Genomic DNA, 16,564 nt, shown 5'->3' with positions numbered 1-16,564 from the left:
CATCAGGCGTAATAAGGCCCGCCATTTCCATCCGTCATGCAGATTGTGTTGCTTTTCAGGCATTACCACTCACCGCCCCGGCGATGGCGAAAGGTATATTTTTTACGGTACGTGTAGCGGTGCATATTGGATGCCGGTCGATCCTGAAACCGCCGCCACAGCCAGACTACGACGACCGCCAACAGCAGCCACGGCAGTACTTTTATCGCCACGGCGAACAGCCCGCCAATCAGCATCACCAGAGAGGCGACAACCAGCGCCGCCATGACCCCCAGCAGCGACACGCCGGTGACCAGCAGCATGATAAAAAAGCCGATAACGAAGAAAATTTCCAACATGGTGTGCTCCTTAGCCGTTAAACCGCGTCTTGCGCAGGGGAAATATCGTTCTGCGTGCTACATGACTATTACAGGAACTGTATTACAAGAACCGTGCCAGAATGCGTCGCTGATAAGTGATTGATTTATCAGCGACAGGCAGAAAGGTGAGGATGGAAAGTTGGTCAAAAATACCAATAGTTGGTTTTTTTAGGCGATGTTAACCAGCGCCAGCGCACGCTCCACCACGGCGGCATCCGCTCCGGGCTTATGGGCATTTTCACTCAGGTAACGCCGCCACTGGCGCGCGCCGGGCACGCCCTGAAACAGCCCGAGCATATGGCGGGTAATGTGGCCTAACGAGGCTCCGGCGGAGAGTTCGCGCTCGATATACGGGTACATCGCCCGCACCACGTCGGCCTGATCCGGCGCAATCGAGTCTGCGCCGAACAGTTCACTGTCGACCTGCGCCAGCATACCGGGGTTTTGATAGGCTTCGCGGCCCACCATCACGCCATCCACGTGTTGCAGGTGCTGCTGCGCCTCGGCCAGCGTTTTGACGCCGCCGTTAATCGCCAGCGTCAGCGACGGGAAATCGCGCTTGAGCTGGTAGACGCGCGGGTAATCCAGCGGCGGGATCTCGCGGTTTTCTTTCGGGCTAAGGCCGGACAGCCAGGCTTTGCGGGCGTGTACGATGAAGGTATCGCAGCCGCCCTGTTCGGAAACGGTACGGATGAAATCGCACAGAAATTCGTAGCTGTCCTGATCGTCGATGCCGATGCGGGTTTTGACCGTCACCGGAATGCTGACGCGTTCGCGCATCGCTTTCACGCAGTCCGCCACCAGTTGCGCTTCCGCCATCAGGCAGGCGCCGAAACGGCCGTTTTGCACGCGGTCGGACGGGCAGCCGACGTTGAGGTTGATTTCGTCATAGCCGCGCTGTTCCGCCAACACCGCGCATTGCGCCAGTGCCGCCGGGTCGCTGCCGCCGAGCTGCAACGCCAGCGGATGCTCTTCGTTGCTGTAAGCCAGATAGTCGCCCTTGCCGTGCAAAATCGCTCCGGTGGTCACCATCTCGGTGTACAACAGCGCGTTGTGACTCAGCAGCCGGTGAAAGTAGCGGCAATGACGGTCAGTCCAGTCCAACATCGGGGCCACGCTAAAGCGGCCGTGCCAGAAGGTCTGGGGCTGGTCGGTGGCGAAAGCGGTTGGGGCTGGACTTGTCACGATACGAACTCACTGTCTGGCTGAAAATAAAGGGGCGTTATAGTAGCGTGATTTGCCGGTCTTTGGGAGGTCGGCGGCGGATTTTGCGTTTCCCGTGCAGTTGCAATAAACTGATGTTGCAACTGCAACGAATCAGGAGGGAATTATGACAGCGCTGTTTACGCCGACCGTCCGTGTACTTGAGCACGAGGGGATCTTAGCCGCTCTGTCCCTCTCTTCTTCGCTGGTGCGGGCGCATGAACAGATCAGCGAAGGCTTACCGGTCAGCATCATCCGCGAAGCCGCCAATAAGGCGCAGCTGGATGAAGGTTATTTGCTGCGGCTGGTCGGCGTCGATCGCAGCACCTACCACCGCCGGTTGAAACATCCGGAGAAAACCTGGTCGGTGGAGCAGGGCGCCAGAATTTACGCCAGCGTCCGGGTGCTGGATGCCGCCGCCCGGCTGTTCGATCATGATTACGCCAAAGCCGTTGACTGGCTGAATCAGCCGGCTAAGGCGCTGGGTGGGCAACCGCCGGCCGCCATGTTGAAAACCCCGGCCGGCACCGAAGCGGTGCTGGATCTGATTGGTCGCATCGGCCACGGCGTCATCAGCTGATGGCGACGTTTTACCGCCTGGTAAAGCAGACATATGTGTCACAGGCGTTTGATGGCGCGGGCGCGAAACTGTACGGCGGGCGCTGGAACAACAAGGGCGTTCCCTGCGTCTATCTGGGCGGCACCATCGCGCTGTGCCTGCTGGAGACGCTGGTACATCTGAGGGAAGTGACCATGCTGCCGGCGTTTTCGCTGCTATCGGTGGAGGTACCCGATACGCTGGTGATGGAATTAAGCCGGGATGCCTTGCCCGCTGACTGGCAACAGGATCCGCCGCCGGACGCCACCCGGCAGATCGGCGATGAGTGGCTGGCGTCGCGCGTCAGTCTGGTGCTGAAAGTGCCGAGCACGCTGACCGGCGAATGGAACGCGCTGTTCAACCCTGAACACCCGCAGGCGCAGCAGGTGTTATCCACGCTGCAGGTGGTGCCGTTCCATTTCGATTCCCGCCTGTTGTAGTTCCGGCGGTCTTCCTGTCCCCCTCCGTGGCCTGCGGGTCACGCTTCCACATCAATATACAGCGCGTCATAGCGCCAGTACTCGCAGTCGCAGTCGATGATGCGGTCGTGCTGATCGCGGTTGATGCGGGTGATGAACAGCGCCGGGCTGCCGGGCGCGAGTTTTAACGCCGGGGCGGCCACCGGCGGCAGCGGCGTCGGCAGCATGGTGAAACGCACCCGGCCGTAACGAATGTCGTATTGCGACTGGTAAAGCTGGGTGAGCGAGCGTGTCAGGTCGCTCTTCAGCAGATCCGGAAACCAGGCCGGGTTCAGGTAGTGTTCCACGTACAGCACCGCGCGCCCGTCGAGGCGCCGCAAACGGCGGATACGGTAGATATCCGCGCCTTCCTCCAGTTCCAGATGACGGGCGATCGCCGCATTCGCCGCGATGACGCCGGCATCCAGCACCTCGGTGGCGGCTTTACGCCCCTGTTTTTCCGCCATTTCATGAAAGTGACTTCTGTGCAGCGGATTATAGCTAAGCCGCGGCGGTGAGATGAACCAACCGCGCCGCAGTTCACGATAGATGATGCCCTGCGATTCCATCAGGGTGAGCGCTTCGCGCAGGGTAATGCGGGTCGTGGAAAACTGCTCGCTGAGCGCCCGTTCGGACGGCAGCCGCCCGCTGGCGAACTCGCCCCGGCGAATCCGTTCGAGCAGCGCATCGGCAATCTGGGCGACGGCGGTCGGTTGTATTTTCATCATCGTTAGAGCCTTGATGTTGTGCAGCCTGCACCATAGCAGGGATTGTTGACTATCAGGTTGCATGTCTGTCGGGATGATGCAAATCCCAAGCCGACGGGCGTCAGATGCCGCCTGCAGGCGCTTGCAGACCGGCGCTGAAACCTTTTTGTCATGCTGCCGACATGAAAACTTCATCGCCGTGTGCTGAATTGGCGTACTTATTGCTGGACTAGACCAGCAGAGTATCAGACCAACAGCGTATCACTTCCCTTCCTATGGAGCATAATGATGAAAAAATTGTTGTCTTCTGTATTAATCAGCAGCGCGTTGTTTTCGACCGCCGTCATGGCGCAGGATCTGGCGGCGCTGGAAAAAGCCGCCCGCGCCGAAGGTGAAGTTAACAGCGTCGGCATGCCGGACAGCTGGGCCAACTGGAAAGATACCTGGGACGATTTGAGCGCCAAATATGGCCTGAAACATAGCGATACCGACATGTCTTCCGCGCAGGAGATCGCCAAGTTCGCCGCCGAGAAAGAGAACGCCAGCGCGGATATCGGCGACGTGGGCGTGGCCTTCGGCCCGGTAGCGGTGCAAAAAGGCGTAAGCCAGCCGTACAAGCCGACCACCTGGGAACAGGTGCCGGACTGGGCGAAAGACAAGGATGGCCACTGGGCGATGGCCTACACCGGCACCATTGCGTTTATCGTCGATAAACAGCAGGTAAAAGACATTCCGCATAGCTGGGCGGATCTGCAAAAAGGCAAATACGTGGTGACCATCGGCGACGTCGGCACCGCGTCCCAGGCCTCCAGCGGCGTGCTGGCGGCCAGTTTCGCGCTGGGCGGCAACGAGAAGAACCTGAAACCGGCGCTGGATTTCTTCGCCAAACTGGCGAAAGAAGGCCGCCTCGGGCTGACCAACCCGGCTATCGCCAATATCGAGAAAGGCGAAGTGCAGGTGGGCGTGGTATGGGACTTCAACGGCCTGAATTACCGCGACAAGATCAACAAGGATCGCTTCGAGGTATTGATCCCGTCTGACGGCTCGGTGATCTCCGGCTACACCACCATCATCAACAAATACGCCAAACACCCGAACGCCGCCAAACTGGCGCGTGAGTACATCTTCTCCGACGCCGGCCAGATCAACCTGGCGCGCGGCTACGCTCGCCCGATCCGCGCCCAGCACATTACCCTGCCGGATGACGTGAAAGCCAAGCTGCTGCCGCAGGAACAGTATAAAAACGCGCATCCGATCGCCGACGCCGAAGCCTGGGACAAGACGGTGAAAGCGCTGCCGCGTCTGTGGCAGGAAAACGTCATCATCAACATGAAGCAGTAACGGCGCAGGCGGGAGCACGGGATGAAAACGATTCTGGTGATACTGGACGGGCTGAGCTTTCAGGTCGGGCGCGAGGCAATGGGCTACCTGCAGGCGGAGTGCGCCGCCGGGCGCGGTTGTCTCTACCAGCTGGAGTGCGAGCTGCCGTCGCTGTCGCGCCCGTTGTATGAGTGCATTCTCACCGGCGTGACGCCGGTGCAGAGCGGCATTATCCACAACGGCGTCGACCGGCTGAGCCGCGAGCGCGGCATTTTCCATTACGCCCGCGACGCCGGCCTGACCACCGCGGCGGCGGCGTATCACTGGGTCAGCGAGCTGTACAATCGCACGCCGTTTGACGCGGCGCGCGATCGTCATACCGTCGAGCCGTCGCTGCCGATCCAGTACGGCCACTTCTACCATGACGACGGCTATCCCGACTCCCATCTGTTTGAAGACGCGGAAAGTCTGCGCCTGCGTTACCAGCCGGACTTTCTGCTGATTCACCCGATGAACATCGATGACGCCGGGCACCGCTACGGCCTGTCCACCCCGCAGTACCGCAACAAGGCGCGCATGGCGGACGGCTACCTGTCGCACTGGATGCCGCGTTGGCTGGAGGAGGGGTATCAGGTGCTGGTGACCGCCGACCACGGCATGAATGACGACCGCAGCCACGGCGGCATTCTGCCGGAAGAGCGGCAGGTGCCGCTGTACGTGTTCGGCGACGGTTTCTCGCTGCAACCGGACGCCGCGCCGCAGCAAACCGAGCTGTGCGGCACGGTGTGCCGGCTGCTTGGCGTGGCGCATGACAAGCCTGTGAGCCGCAATTTACTGATAAAAGGCACCGCGGAGGGGCGAGCGTGAGGAGTCGATGGCTGGCGGCGCTGGTTCTGCTGCCGTTTTTTGCGGTGTTTATCGCGTTTCAGATAGCCCCGCTGGTGTGGATGGCGATCAACAGTTTTTACAGCGACATGGAAAGCGCCTGGGGGCTGGCGAACTACCGTGACCTGCTGACGTCGCCGTTCTATTTGCAGGCGATGCGCTTTTCGCTGGATATCTCGTTCTGGTCGAGTTTGTACGGCCTGCTCATCGCGCTGGTCGGCGGCTATTCGCTGCAACAGCTGGGGGAAGGGCGAATCAGGCGCTTGGTGATGTCGTTCGCCAATATGACCAGCAACTTCGCCGGCGTGCCGCTGGCGTTCGCCTTCGTGATCATGCTGGGGCTGAACGGTTTTATCACCCTGTTGCTCAAGCAAAACGGACTGATCGACGGCTTTAATCTCTATTCCCGCGACGGACTGATCCTGATTTATACCTATTTCCAGATTCCGCTCGGCATCCTGCTGCTCTATCCGGCCTTCGACGGGCTGCGCAGCGAATGGCAGGAGTCGGCGGCGCTGCTGGGCGCCAGCCGCTGGCGTTACTGGCTGCACATCGGCATTCCGGTGCTGACGCCGGCGTTGCTCGGCACCTTCGTCATTCTGCTGGCGAATGCGCTGGGGGCGTACGCCACGATTTACGCGCTCACCACCGGCAATTTCAACGTGGTGCCTGTCCGCATCGCGGCGCTGGTCTCCGGCGATATCTCGCTGGACCCGAACCTGGGCAGCGCGCTGTCCATGCTGCTGGTGCTGCTGATGGCGCTGATTACCGTCGCCCACCAATGGCTGCTACGCCGGAGTTACCTCCATGCTGCCCGCTAATTCTGTCACCGGAGACCGCCATGTCCCACGCTGAACGCCGTTACCACCTGCTGGTGGTCTGGCTGATATTGCTGGTTCTGATGTTGCCGCTGCTCTCCACGCTGGTTTACGCGTTCGCCACCGAGTGGGGCGCGACCATTCTGCCGCAGGGATTGACCCTGAAATGGTTTACGCAACTGTGGGGCGACGGCCGTTTTCTGGTGGCGCTGGGTCACTCGCTGCTGATCTGTTTCGGCGCATTGCTGTTTTCGTTGTTGCTGGTGTTGCCGGCGATGTTCGTGATCGCCTGGGCGTTTCCGAAGCTGGACGGGGTGATGAACGTGCTGATTTTGCTGCCGTTCGCGGTGCCGCCGGTGGTGTCGTCGGTCGGGCTGTTGCAGCTTTACTCCGCCGAGCCGCTGGCGCTGACCGGCACCCCCTGGATTCTGATCGGTTGCTATTTCACCATCGCGCTGCCGTTTATTTATCGCGCCATCGCCAACAACATGCAGGCCATCAATTTGCAGGAATTGCTGGACGCCGCGCACCTGCTCGGCGCCAGTACCTGGCAGGCGGCGCTGTGGGTGGTGCTGCCCAACCTGCGTAAAGGGGTGATGATTGCCGTGCTGCTGTCGTTTTCGTTCCTGATCGGCGAGTTCGTATTCGCCAATCTGCTGGCGGGCACCAACTACGAAACCCTGCAGGTGTACCTCTACAACAAACGCAACGACAGCGGGCATTTCACCAGCGCGCTGGTGATCTCCTATTTTCTGGTGGTGCTGCTGGTGACCTGGCTGGCGAATGCGCTTAACCGCAATCAATGAATCGAGTAATGAGTAAAAAGGGACACGCTGAACATGGCCTACCTTGACGTCATCAATCTGAATAAACACTACGGGCCGACCAGAGTGTTTCAGGATATCCAATTTTCGGCCGATGAAGGCGAGTTCGTTACCCTGCTGGGGCCGAGCGGCTGCGGCAAGTCGACGCTGTTGCGCTGTCTGGCCGGGCTGACGTCGGTGGACAGCGGCCAGATTTTACTGCAGGGCCGCGACATCGTGCCGCTGTCGCCGCAAAAGCGCGATATCGGCATGGTGTTCCAGAACTACGCGCTGTTTCCCAATATGACCGTTGAAGGCAATGTGGCCTTTGGCCTGAAGATGCAGAAACTGTCCGTCGGCGAGATTCGCGCGCGGGTAGCGGAAGTGCTCGCCCTGGTGGAATTGGGCGACTATGCCCGCCGTTATCCGCATCAGTTGTCCGGCGGCCAGTGTCAGCGCGTGGCGCTGGCGCGCTCGCTGGTGACCCGCCCGCGTCTGCTGCTGCTGGACGAACCGTTGTCGGCGCTGGATGCGCGTATTCGTCGCCATCTGCGCGAGCAGATCCGCCGTATCCAGCAGGAACTGAATCTGACCGCCATTTTCGTCACCCACGATCAGGAAGAGGCGCTGACGTTATCCGACCGTATCGTGCTGATGAACAAAGGCGAAATCGTGCAGAACGGCGACGCCGAATCGCTCTACACCCAACCGGCCAGCCTGTTCGCCGCCGGGTTTATCGGCAGTTACAACCTGTTGAGCGCCGAGCAGGCGATGAGCCTGACCGGCGGACATTTTTCCAGCCAGGTGGCGTTGCGTCCGGAGTCGGTGCTGCTGTGCTCGCCGGAACAAGGGCTGGCCGGAGATATTGTCGGTCATAGCCTGCTGGGCAACGTGGTGCGCTATCGGGTGCGCATCAGCGAGGTGGAGCTGTCGGTGGATGTGCTCAACCGCTCGGTGGCCGATTTACACCCGGCCGGCAGCCGGGTCGGGGTACAGATCGATCTCAGCGCGCTGCGTGAGGTGGCGTAAAGGGGATTGGCTTACTGTATTTCTGCCACTCGCACGATGTAGGGTATGAAGATCAACTGAATGAGAAGTTGGACAGTACGCTGCCCTTCTTGAGCCTTAGTCCTTATAACGTTGTGGTTAGCCCCGGTCTGGTACTGCATACCTTTTTGGATGGACTCGATTTTCAGGTGATCTGGGGTGAGGTCTGACCTGTTTGCGCAATGTAATCTCAGGACTGAGGTATGTTAATGGCTAACCATGACCAGGGAAATCTAGTAAATTCTCGACTTTTCAGATTGGTATAGCCCCGTCGCTGTGCAAATTTTTGGAGGAAACAGTGGCGAATGCAGGGATGAGTCTGGGATACTTGCTTTAAAGAAATTGGCTCACCAAGAACTTAAATGATCAGGATTGAGCCTGGATGTGTGGTAAGGGTTTAATGGAGAAAAAGGATAGTAATAATGAATAAACGGAATTTTATCGCAAAAGCAGGACTTTCCAGGAAAGAGTTGCTTGTTCTCAAAAAAAATTATATGGCTACTAAAGAGAATCCTTATAGAAAAAGTAAGAATATAAAAGCAGCAGAGTCATTACAGGAATATATTTTTTTAACAGCATATTCATGCTGGGACGGAATCGCTATTACCATTGCTTTATGTCTTTTTTTTGCAATAGGTGATTATCTGGAAGATGAATTTTTAATGAAAAGCTTAAAGGTTTTTTCTTTTCTTTTTATTGTAATGATGATTTGTTTTATTAAAAGTAAAAACGTATTTTTCAAGATTAGCATGAAAATGACTCTGAAATTGATGTTTCTCAGAGTCATGATGATGTTTTATTCGATGAAATAATTCAGCGCTTGAAAAAATCCATTTGTAGTGAATGAATGCTAATTTTTACTATAGACGTAATTTCCGTCCTTGAATTCGGCGTAAACTTTTCTGGCCGAATTACCGACCATATACATTTTCATCAGGTTGCTTGCTGATGAAAATTTAGAAATATGATCTTTATTCACGTAGTAGAATAATTTTATAGTTCTTGGGCTATCCATAAAACCTCTGGATACAATGCGGTTTGGATTTTCAAATAGTATTGGTGTTCTGAATGCAGCGTATAAGGTTAATGAAAGATCTCCTGCACTATAAAGTAAATCACCATCATCGTTGTTATACCCAAAAGAATTGGTGATATATCTATATATATTTCTTAATGTGCCAGATTTATGTATTCCATCATTAAATAACGGAGATGCCGCTTCGTACATATTATTAGCGCCATGCGCTATTAGTAAAACGCCAAAAGATTTAAAGTGTTTTATATGGAACGTTTTTCCAAACTGATTTAATTTATATCCTGCAAATGTCTGAAATCCGCCTGAAACTACCCCTGATGCAATTTTGGCATATTTTAGTACACCCTGATCTTCAAAGATGTCGGTAACAATATATTTTATATAATCGCCTGTTCTTAATCGTTGATACTCTTTTTCTGTGGATTCTCGCTCTTTTCTTATCTCTTCTAGAATAGCATTCTGATCGCTAAACTCTGATGTGGAAGAGGTGATTTTTACGCGGAGTGTATTAATGAAATCGTCTATTTCTTTAATATACTCCATACGAATGGTTTTATCTTCAATGAAAAAAGAAGATGCAAGAAGAGCGATCCTTCTCAGTCGCTCACTCTCATCATAAAATCCATATAGCAAGGCTGCTGCCGTCATATCAGTACTCTACATTATTCCATAATATATAAGAGCTGGTACGGGCAACAACGTGTTCCCATTCTATTGATGCAAATTTGAAAGAAACGTTCTCCTGTGGCTGCATCTCATTATTCGTTAATGAATTGGGATAAAAAAAACGAAGATCCGTAATGACGGCATCACTCAGTTTAACTTTGAAATAAAGTTCATTACCACCTGATAGAGAAGTCCGGTAAAAAAGAAATTCACATTTCAGCTTTTCATTATCGTTCAGTGCCTGAGCCAGAAGTGGTGTGGATTTATCTACAGGCTTCCTGATTTCTACAGGGTGTAAAGATACATTCTCTACTCTTGTTACCTGATTTATCAGTTCATAGACGAAGATTTCGTCTTCGTGTGCCAACTGGTATTTATTACCGATAGAATCTGCGGTCGAACATCCGGCAGATATAAGCCCCTGCTTCTCACCTGTAAGCTTCAAATAAATGATATTTGCCATATCAATCCCTCGCTGTGTCCATGCGTTTTCACAAAATCCATCGCCTTGTGAGGGTAAGATTTCTACATATTTTATCAGGGGAGTCAACAGTAAGCATTTCTCAGCCGATTAACTGGATTGAATAATATCGATAAGATCGGTGCAGGCACCGGAAAAGGCAGGAGACTGGCAGGGAATGAAAATATGTCGTGGCGGAATCTGAGGTCTGATTTTTCTCTTCAGTAACGCATCATGACAATCGCGGGTATCAATCGGCACAGATAATTCCTGCGCATCTGCCATCCCATATTTGCTGAGGTATGCAAAATTTCATTGAAATCACTGGCGGTGAAATCAAGCTTAGTTGCTTGTTCTACAGGATGTTTTGCCATGTTACCTCAATTTTTAAATATTGATGTTAATTTGAGGGTACGAAAGCGGTTTACCGCCGTCAAGCCTGTTTGCGTTAGGCTGGTGCCGCCAGCCAGTGCTGTAACCGTGCGGGAAAGCGTTCGGCGAAAGCGATTAGCTGTTCGGTGAATTGTTCTACCAGCGATGAGGCCGGGCGGTGCAGCGGGCGAATCAGGCTGACGGTAAACGGCACCTCGATGCTGAAACGGCGTACCGCCACCGTGCCGCTGCTGGCGTAATCCACCGCCGTCAGCGGATTGACGATCGACAACCCGACCCCGGCGCGCACCATCGCGCACACCGAGGCGGCGCTGTGGGTGTCCAGCACCAGCCGCCGCGCCACGTTTGCCTGCTCAAACTGCTGGTCCAGCAACTGCCGGTAACTGTCGGTACTGGACAGGCTGACGAACGGCTGGTCGCGGAAATCCTCCGGCGTCAGCACCGTTTTGCGCGCCAGCGGGTGGCCGATGGGCAACACGCAAACTTCATTCAGCTCCATCAGCGTCTGTCGTTCCGTTCCGGCAGGCGTATTCAGGTTTTCCGTCAGTCCCAGATCGTGGCGCTGCGCCGACAGCCACTCTTCCAGCAATGGCGATTCCTGCGGGATGACGTGCAGGTTGAGCGCCGGATAGCGCGCCAACAGCGGCTGACATACCTCGGGCAGCAACGATTGGGAGAACACCGGCAGGCAGGCCACCGATAACGGCGCCTGTCGGAACTGCCGAATATCGCGCGCGGCGTTGATGATGCGATCCAGCCCGTAATAGGAGTGCTGCACTTCGTCGAACAACTGCAACGCTTGCGCGGTAGGGTGCAACCGCCCGCGCACCCGCTCAAACAGCGGCATCTGCACCAGATGTTCGAAGCGCGCCAGCTCGCGGCTGACTGTCGGCTGCGAGGTATTGAGCAACGCCGCGGCTTCCGTCAGGTTGCCGGTGGTCATGACCGCGTGAAAGATCTCGATGTGGCGCAGGGAAATATCAGCCATCTGTCCCCTCTCTTATTGAGGCTGTTGGCAAACAGCACTGTTGCTTTGTTATTGGCGCTTTATGCCTGCAGTGAGAAGTTTCGTGCTTGATGGCATCGGTTGTCCCTTTGCAGCATCACTGCACGCACGACAAGGAGAGGTTCAGCGCCACCTCTCCTTGACCACTGGCTGGTGGCTAAACTGTGCCGCTTCGCGGTCCCTTCGGCGTTCGACTTCGCTGCTCGGACCGCTCGTGACGCGTTCCGGACGCGGCACGAGCTTGCGCGGCTTCCCTGCCGCGCATCCGGCGAAGTCGTCCGCCTCAGCACAGTTTTTGATGCTGTAAAACCCGTTCATTTCGCACTTAAAGGGGATTATCAGCAGTCTGTTCTTTTGTTGAATATTCCCATATCAGAAATGAATAGAGTCTGCGAAAAAGGATATTTGTATTATAGGTTGCAGGCCAGCACAATTTCGGCATCTGATAACGCCACGGTACGATATCCATGCCACATGACCTGAATGACTTTTCTCACGCGCTGAACGCCCAGAGCCTGCGCGCGCTGCCGGAACGCTTTGGCTGCCCGCTGTGGGCCTACGACGCCGAGACTATCATTGAGCGCATCAGTCAGCTGCGCCAGTTCGACACCATCCGTTTTGCGCAGAAAGCCTGCTCCAACCTCCATATTCTGAAGCTGATGCGCCAGCAAGGCGTAAAGGTGGATTCCGTGTCGCTGGGCGAAATCGAACGCGCGCTGGCGGCCGGGTTCGAGCCGGGCACCGACGCGCATGAGATCGTGTTTACCGCCGATGTGCTGGATGAAGCGACGCTGCAACGGGTGCACGAACTGAACATTCCGGTGAACGCCGGCTCTATCGACATGCTGCATCAGTTGGGCGAGCGCTCGCCGGGTCACCCGGTGTGGCTGCGTATTAATCCGGGATTTGGCCACGGTCACAGTCAGAAGACCAACACCGGCGGTGAAAACAGCAAACACGGTATCTGGTATGCCGATTTGCCGCAGGCGCTGGAGGCGCTGGGCCGTTACCGTCTGAAGCTGGTGGGTATTCACATGCATATCGGCTCCGGCGTTGATTACGGGCATCTGGAGCAGGTGTGCGACGCGATGGTGCAGCAGGTATTGGCGGTCGGGCAGGATCTGGACGCCATTTCCGCCGGCGGCGGGTTGTCGATTCCCTATCGTCACGGCGGCGAGCGCATTGACACTCAGCACTATTATGGGCTGTGGAACCGGGCGCGGGAGCAGATCGCCGCGCATCTGGAGCATCCGGTAACGTTGGAAATCGAACCGGGGCGGTTTCTGGTGGCGGAGTCCGGCGTGTTGGTGGCGCAGGTGCGCGCGGTAAAAGACATGGGCAGCCGTCACTTTGTGCTGGTGGACGCCGGGTTCAGCGACCTGATGCGCCCGGCGATGTACGGCAGTTATCATCACATCACCCTGTTGCCGGGCGACGGGCGCGACCTGAGCCAGTGCGCGTTGCGCGACACCGTGGTGGCCGGTCCGCTGTGCGAATCCGGCGATGTGTTTACCCAGCAGGCGGGCGGCGGGGTGGAAACGCTGCCGCTGCCGCCGGCGCAGGTGGGCGATTATCTGGTGTTCCATGACACCGGCGCTTACGGCGCGTCGATGTCTTCCAACTACAACAGCCGCCCGCTGATTGCCGAAGTGCTGTTTGAACAGGGCCAGCCGCGGTTGATCCGCCGTCGCCAGACGCTGGACGAGCTGCTGGCGCTGGAGCGGGTGTAACCGCGCTGCGCCGATTCAGCGCGCGTGCGGCCCTTTCGCCACTGACGCGCGCAGTTTCAACTCGCCGGTAAACGGGGCGATCGGTTTGACCGATTCGTCCTCGCACAATTTCAGCGCCTGGGAAATAGCGGCGCTGATCATCTCTTCAATCGGTAAATACACCGTGGATAGCGCCGGGTTCAGGTAAGGGGCGCTGGGGATATCGTCAAAACCAAACAGCGACACGTCTTGCGGCAGCCGTTTACCGGCTTCAAGCAGCGCTTTCATCGCGCCGATGCACATATCGTCGTTGCTGGCGAAGATCGCGGAAAAACCGGCGTCATGCGCCAGCAGTTCGCGCACCGCCTGATAACCGCCGGGCACCAGATTGTCGCCGTTGATGACCCGCAACGGGTCATAGGGGATGTGATGATGGTCCAGCGCCCGTCGGTAACCCGCCAGACGCGCGCGTGCGGTCGGGGTGTTGATCGGTCCGGTGATGCAGGCAATTTCGCGGTGCCCTTGCTGCACCAGATAATCGATCAACTGAAACACCGCCTGCTGTTGTTCGAACCAGACGCAGCGGTCAGGCGCCATCGGCAGGTGGCGGTTGATGACCACGATCGGCACCGTGGATTGCTCCAGCAGCGCCATCAGCGCCGCGTCGGACATGTGACGGGTATAGAGCACAATGGCGTCGCAGCGGCGATCGGTCAGCAGTTGCACCGCCTGTTGTTCATCTTCCGGCGTATCGTGGCCGTCGGTAACGATCAGGTGCTTGCCGCTGGTTTCGGTGCGTTCCGCCGCCCGGCGCAGCAAACGGCCGAAATAAGGGCCGTCGAAATTGGATACCACCAGCCCGAGGCTGTTTGAGCTGCGTTGCGCCAGCGATCGCGCCAGAAAATTGGGGCGATAACCCAATTCTTCCATCGCTTTGAACACGGCATCGCGCGTGCTTTGCTTCACCTGACCGGTACCGTTCAGCACCCGTGATACCGTTGCTTTGGATACGCCGGCATGCCTTGCCACATCAAGCATGGTCATCATGGTTTGCACCTTCCCTGTTTTTACCGAAGTCTGTCACAGAGTTGTTATCAATCTTTGTCACATACTAGCACACTGGCACGGCGCCAGTGGGGCAGGTGCAGAATATCTCTCTGCCGGCGCGGCGTCGTCAGGCCGACGGGCGGTCAAATAGTTCTTTGCGCAGCAGCACCAGCTCTTCGGCCAGATCGTGGCATAACATGGCGGTCATCAGATGATCCTGCGCGTGCACCATGATCAGGTTGACCGGCACCTTGCCTTCGCCCTCATCCAGCCCGATCAGCCGGGTCTGGATAAGATGGGCCGCTTTCGCCGCTTCCTTCGAGGCCAGCAACTGCGCGTCGGCCTGCGCCCAGTCCTGCCCGCGGGCGGCCTGAATCGCCATCATGGCGCTGGAACGGGCTTCGCCGGCGTTGATCAGTAACTCCATCACGGTCTGTTCCATATCGAATTCCATCGTGTTGCCCTCTTGGTATGCCAAATTTGATGTTTGCCATGTTATTGGAATTCCAATATTGACTTGTGAGAACAATGTCACAGAAAAATTATTCATTTGTTTTATTTTTTGGCATGCCAAACGCGAAAGCGCTGAACCTGCCGTCCATTCTTCCGCGCGTAACGGCCACTACGGAGGCGATAGCCTCTGATAACAACAACCCCTGAAAATGCAGGTAAATCAAAGAGGTGGAGTTATGTCATTCAAGGATCAGGCCATCGATTCATTGGGATCGTTCGCCAACCAGTTCAACAGCCTGAGATACATCATGGCGATCAAAGCCTCGTTCATCACGCTGATGCCGGTGATCATCGTGGGCGCTTTCTCCGTGCTGATCTCCAATATGGTGCTTGACCCCAAGAACGGACTGGCGAGTTTCGCCATGTTCTCATTTCTGGCGCCGCTCAAGCCCATCATGAGCGGCATTAACTATGCCACGCTGAACTTTCTCACCATCGGCGCCGTGTTTCTGATCGGCATCGAGCTGGGGCGCATCAACGGCTCCCGCGGGCTGTTCCCCGGTTTGCTGGCGGTGATCTGCTTCATTTCCATCACCCCCACCACCATCGATATGGTGATCAACGGCCAGACTTTGCCGGTGAAAGATGTGCTGGCGCGCCAGTTTTCCGACACCAAAAGCCTGTTCCTCGGCATGTTTATCGCCATTCTGTCAGTCGAAATCTATTCGAAGCTGGAATCGGTGGACCGGCTGCGCATCAAGATGCCGGACAGCGTGCCGCCGAATGTGTCGGCGTCGTTTTCGGCACTGCTTCCCGCGATTATCACCGTGACGCTGGTGGCGACTTTCGGCTTCGCCTTCCTGAAAGTGACCGGCATGTACCTGTACGACGCCATTTACATGGTGGTGCAACGGCCGCTGGAGTCGGTGGTGCAGAGCCTGCCGGGGCTGCTGGTGCTGATGTTTGTGGCGCAGCTGTTCTGGGTGATCGGCATCCACGGCAACCAGATGATCAAGCCGATCCGCGAACCGCTGTTGCTGGGGGCCATCGCGGTGAACATGACCGCGTTCGAACAAGGCCATGAGGTGCCGAACATCATCACCATGCCGTTCTGGGACGTGTACATGAGCATCGGCGGGTCCGGCCTGACCATCGGCCTGCTGCTGGCGGTGATGATCGCCTCCAAACGCCGGGAGATGAAAGAGATCGCCAAGATCTCTTTCGGGCCGTGCGTGTTCAACATCAACGAACCGGTGATCTTCGGCATGCCGATCATGCTCAACCCGATTCTGGCTATTCCGTTCATCATCACGCCGCTGGTGACCGGCACCATCGGTTACTTCGCCACCAGCATGGGCTTTGCCGGTAAAGCGGTGGTGATGGTGCCCTGGACCACGCCGCCCATCATCAACGCCTGGCTGTCCACCGCCGGTTCTATGGGCGCGGTGGCGACGCAGATTGTCTGCATCATCGTCGCCACCCTGATTTACCTGCCGTTCGTCAAAGTGGCGTCCCGTCGTGCCGAGCAGGCGCAGCGTGAAGCGGAAGCCGAACAGGCCGGTGCAGCGAAAAACTAGCGAATCGAAACACGAAGCG

General features: G+C 56.5%; 18 protein-coding genes and 1 pseudogene. 10 read left to right on the top strand and 9 right to left on the bottom strand.

Translation table 11 applies throughout. The annotated features are described in order from the left end of the window. Positions 1–62: 62 nt before the first annotated feature. Complete coding sequence (gene pspG / locus DXX3274_RS18210) at positions 63–338, bottom strand: envelope stress response protein PspG (RefSeq protein WP_042860970.1); 276 nt, start codon at positions 336–338, stop codon at positions 63–65. A gap of 189 nt (positions 339–527) precedes the next feature. Continuing rightward, positions 528–1,544, bottom strand: a complete 1,017-nt coding sequence (gene dusA / locus DXX3274_RS18205; RefSeq protein WP_050569900.1) for a tRNA dihydrouridine(20/20a) synthase DusA — start codon at positions 1,542–1,544, stop codon at positions 528–530. A gap of 145 nt (positions 1,545–1,689) precedes the next feature. Between dusA and DXX3274_RS18200 the strand changes: the two genes are divergently transcribed. Then, positions 1,690–2,142 (top strand): antitoxin Xre/MbcA/ParS toxin-binding domain-containing protein, encoded by a 453-nt coding sequence (locus tag DXX3274_RS18200; RefSeq protein WP_042860968.1) that lies wholly within the window; start codon positions 1,690–1,692, stop codon positions 2,140–2,142. After that, the gene (locus tag DXX3274_RS18195; RefSeq protein ID WP_042860967.1) at positions 2,142–2,600 is read left to right on the top strand and encodes an RES family NAD+ phosphorylase; all 459 of its coding nucleotides are present in this window, start codon (positions 2,142–2,144) and stop codon (positions 2,598–2,600) included. Before DXX3274_RS18200 ends, DXX3274_RS18195 begins: the two co-directional genes overlap by 1 nt. A gap of 38 nt (positions 2,601–2,638) precedes the next feature. Here the strand turns inward: DXX3274_RS18195 and DXX3274_RS18190 are convergent, their stop codons facing one another. After that, positions 2,639–3,346, bottom strand: a complete 708-nt coding sequence (locus tag DXX3274_RS18190; RefSeq protein ID WP_042860965.1) for a UTRA domain-containing protein — start codon at positions 3,344–3,346, stop codon at positions 2,639–2,641. A 267-nt stretch (positions 3,347–3,613) separates the two neighbouring features. Here DXX3274_RS18190 and DXX3274_RS18185 point away from each other — a divergent pair, with 267 nt between their 5' ends. The 6 genes from DXX3274_RS18185 (at position 3,614) to DXX3274_RS18160 (ending at position 9,010) form a co-directional block, all read left to right on the top strand. Continuing rightward, positions 3,614–4,666 carry an ABC transporter substrate-binding protein gene (locus DXX3274_RS18185; RefSeq protein WP_042860964.1) on the top strand — a complete coding sequence of 351 codons (1,053 nt, stop codon included), beginning with the start codon at positions 3,614–3,616 and terminating at the stop codon, positions 4,664–4,666. 21 nt (positions 4,667–4,687) lie between these two features. Then, positions 4,688–5,512 carry an alkaline phosphatase family protein gene (locus DXX3274_RS18180; RefSeq protein WP_042860963.1) on the top strand — a complete coding sequence of 275 codons (825 nt, stop codon included), beginning with the start codon at positions 4,688–4,690 and terminating at the stop codon, positions 5,510–5,512. Next, positions 5,509–6,351 carry an ABC transporter permease subunit gene (locus DXX3274_RS18175; protein WP_042860962.1) on the top strand — a complete coding sequence of 281 codons (843 nt, stop codon included), beginning with the start codon at positions 5,509–5,511 and terminating at the stop codon, positions 6,349–6,351. The genes DXX3274_RS18180 and DXX3274_RS18175 overlap by 4 nt, the downstream gene beginning before the upstream one ends. 20 nt (positions 6,352–6,371) lie before the next feature. After that, the gene (locus DXX3274_RS18170; protein WP_042860961.1) at positions 6,372–7,154 is read left to right on the top strand and encodes an ABC transporter permease; all 783 of its coding nucleotides are present in this window, start codon (positions 6,372–6,374) and stop codon (positions 7,152–7,154) included. A 33-nt stretch (positions 7,155–7,187) separates the two neighbouring features. Beyond that, complete coding sequence (locus DXX3274_RS18165; RefSeq protein WP_042860960.1) at positions 7,188–8,180, top strand: ABC transporter ATP-binding protein; 993 nt, start codon at positions 7,188–7,190, stop codon at positions 8,178–8,180. A 440-nt stretch (positions 8,181–8,620) separates the two neighbouring features. Next, a complete protein-coding gene (locus DXX3274_RS18160; RefSeq protein ID WP_042860959.1) occupies positions 8,621–9,010 on the top strand; it encodes a hypothetical protein in 390 nt (129 codons plus the stop codon). Between the two features lie 38 nt (positions 9,011–9,048). On the opposite strand, the gene DXX3274_RS22430 is transcribed toward DXX3274_RS18160, so the two are convergent. The 4 genes and pseudogenes from DXX3274_RS22430 to DXX3274_RS18145 all read right to left on the bottom strand — a co-directional run bounded on the left by DXX3274_RS22430 (position 9,049) and on the right by DXX3274_RS18145 (position 11,741). After that, positions 9,049–9,882: a DUF4225 domain-containing protein gene (locus DXX3274_RS22430; RefSeq protein WP_050569899.1), complete on the bottom strand. Its 834-nt coding sequence runs from the start codon at positions 9,880–9,882 to the stop codon at positions 9,049–9,051. A gap of 1 nt (position 9,883) precedes the next feature. Then, entirely contained in the window at positions 9,884–10,363 is a 480-nt protein-coding gene (locus DXX3274_RS18150) for an Hcp family type VI secretion system effector (protein WP_042860958.1), read from the bottom strand. Positions 10,364–10,549: 186 nt separating this feature from the next. Continuing rightward, positions 10,550–10,666: pseudogene (locus DXX3274_RS24565) on the bottom strand (IS5/IS1182 family transposase); the annotation flags it as partial. A 142-nt stretch (positions 10,667–10,808) separates the two neighbouring features. Further along, positions 10,809–11,741, bottom strand: a complete 933-nt coding sequence (locus DXX3274_RS18145) for a LysR family transcriptional regulator (RefSeq protein WP_042860957.1) — start codon at positions 11,739–11,741, stop codon at positions 10,809–10,811. 485 nt (positions 11,742–12,226) lie between these two features. Here DXX3274_RS18145 and lysA point away from each other — a divergent pair, with 485 nt between their 5' ends. Further along, positions 12,227–13,489 (top strand): diaminopimelate decarboxylase, encoded by a 1,263-nt coding sequence (gene lysA, locus DXX3274_RS18140; protein WP_042860956.1) that lies wholly within the window; start codon positions 12,227–12,229, stop codon positions 13,487–13,489. A 15-nt stretch (positions 13,490–13,504) separates the two neighbouring features. Here lysA and DXX3274_RS18135 read toward each other — a convergent pair whose 3' ends face one another. Both DXX3274_RS18135 and DXX3274_RS18130 read right to left on the bottom strand, forming a co-directional pair. After that, positions 13,505–14,515: a LacI family DNA-binding transcriptional regulator gene (locus DXX3274_RS18135; RefSeq protein WP_042860955.1), complete on the bottom strand. Its 1,011-nt coding sequence runs from the start codon at positions 14,513–14,515 to the stop codon at positions 13,505–13,507. A 127-nt stretch (positions 14,516–14,642) separates the two neighbouring features. Beyond that, entirely contained in the window at positions 14,643–14,969 is a 327-nt protein-coding gene (locus DXX3274_RS18130; RefSeq protein WP_042860954.1) for a PTS lactose/cellobiose transporter subunit IIA, read from the bottom strand. A gap of 235 nt (positions 14,970–15,204) precedes the next feature. On the opposite strand from DXX3274_RS18130, the gene DXX3274_RS18125 reads away from it, so the two are divergent. Then, positions 15,205–16,545: a PTS sugar transporter subunit IIC gene (locus DXX3274_RS18125; RefSeq protein WP_042860953.1), complete on the top strand. Its 1,341-nt coding sequence runs from the start codon at positions 15,205–15,207 to the stop codon at positions 16,543–16,545. Positions 16,546–16,564 lie beyond the last annotated feature (19 nt).

Origin of the sequence: Dickeya sp. NCPPB 3274, from assembly GCF_000406205.1 — a bacterium.
GTDB classification, from domain to species: Bacteria; Pseudomonadota; Gammaproteobacteria; order Enterobacterales; family Enterobacteriaceae; genus Dickeya; species Dickeya fangzhongdai.
The sequence above is the reverse complement of the archived record's forward strand: the minus strand, read 5'-3'. Positions and strand labels throughout refer to the sequence as shown.

Coding starts and splice junctions, on each gene's coding strand:
- pspG (WP_042860970.1), bottom strand. CDS start 338: ATGTTGGAAATTTTCTTCGTTATCGGCTTTTTTATCATGCTGCTGGTC.
- lysA (WP_042860956.1), top strand. CDS start 12,227: ATGCCACATGACCTGAATGACTTTTCTCACGCGCTGAACGCCCAGAGC.
- DXX3274_RS18190 (WP_042860965.1), bottom strand. CDS start 3,346: ATGATGAAAATACAACCGACCGCCGTCGCCCAGATTGCCGATGCGCTG.
- DXX3274_RS18150 (WP_042860958.1), bottom strand. CDS start 10,363: ATGGCAAATATCATTTATTTGAAGCTTACAGGTGAGAAGCAGGGGCTT.
- DXX3274_RS18130 (WP_042860954.1), bottom strand. CDS start 14,969: ATGGAATTCGATATGGAACAGACCGTGATGGAGTTACTGATCAACGCC.
- DXX3274_RS18200 (WP_042860968.1), top strand. CDS start 1,690: ATGACAGCGCTGTTTACGCCGACCGTCCGTGTACTTGAGCACGAGGGG.
- DXX3274_RS18185 (WP_042860964.1), top strand. CDS start 3,614: ATGAAAAAATTGTTGTCTTCTGTATTAATCAGCAGCGCGTTGTTTTCG.
- DXX3274_RS18125 (WP_042860953.1), top strand. CDS start 15,205: ATGTCATTCAAGGATCAGGCCATCGATTCATTGGGATCGTTCGCCAAC.
- DXX3274_RS18180 (WP_042860963.1), top strand. CDS start 4,688: ATGAAAACGATTCTGGTGATACTGGACGGGCTGAGCTTTCAGGTCGGG.
- DXX3274_RS18135 (WP_042860955.1), bottom strand. CDS start 14,515: ATGATGACCATGCTTGATGTGGCAAGGCATGCCGGCGTATCCAAAGCA.
- DXX3274_RS18170 (WP_042860961.1), top strand. CDS start 6,372: ATGTCCCACGCTGAACGCCGTTACCACCTGCTGGTGGTCTGGCTGATA.
- DXX3274_RS18165 (WP_042860960.1), top strand. CDS start 7,188: ATGGCCTACCTTGACGTCATCAATCTGAATAAACACTACGGGCCGACC.
- DXX3274_RS18145 (WP_042860957.1), bottom strand. CDS start 11,741: ATGGCTGATATTTCCCTGCGCCACATCGAGATCTTTCACGCGGTCATG.
- DXX3274_RS22430 (WP_050569899.1), bottom strand. CDS start 9,882: ATGACGGCAGCAGCCTTGCTATATGGATTTTATGATGAGAGTGAGCGA.
- DXX3274_RS18195 (WP_042860967.1), top strand. CDS start 2,142: ATGGCGACGTTTTACCGCCTGGTAAAGCAGACATATGTGTCACAGGCG.
- DXX3274_RS18160 (WP_042860959.1), top strand. CDS start 8,621: ATGAATAAACGGAATTTTATCGCAAAAGCAGGACTTTCCAGGAAAGAG.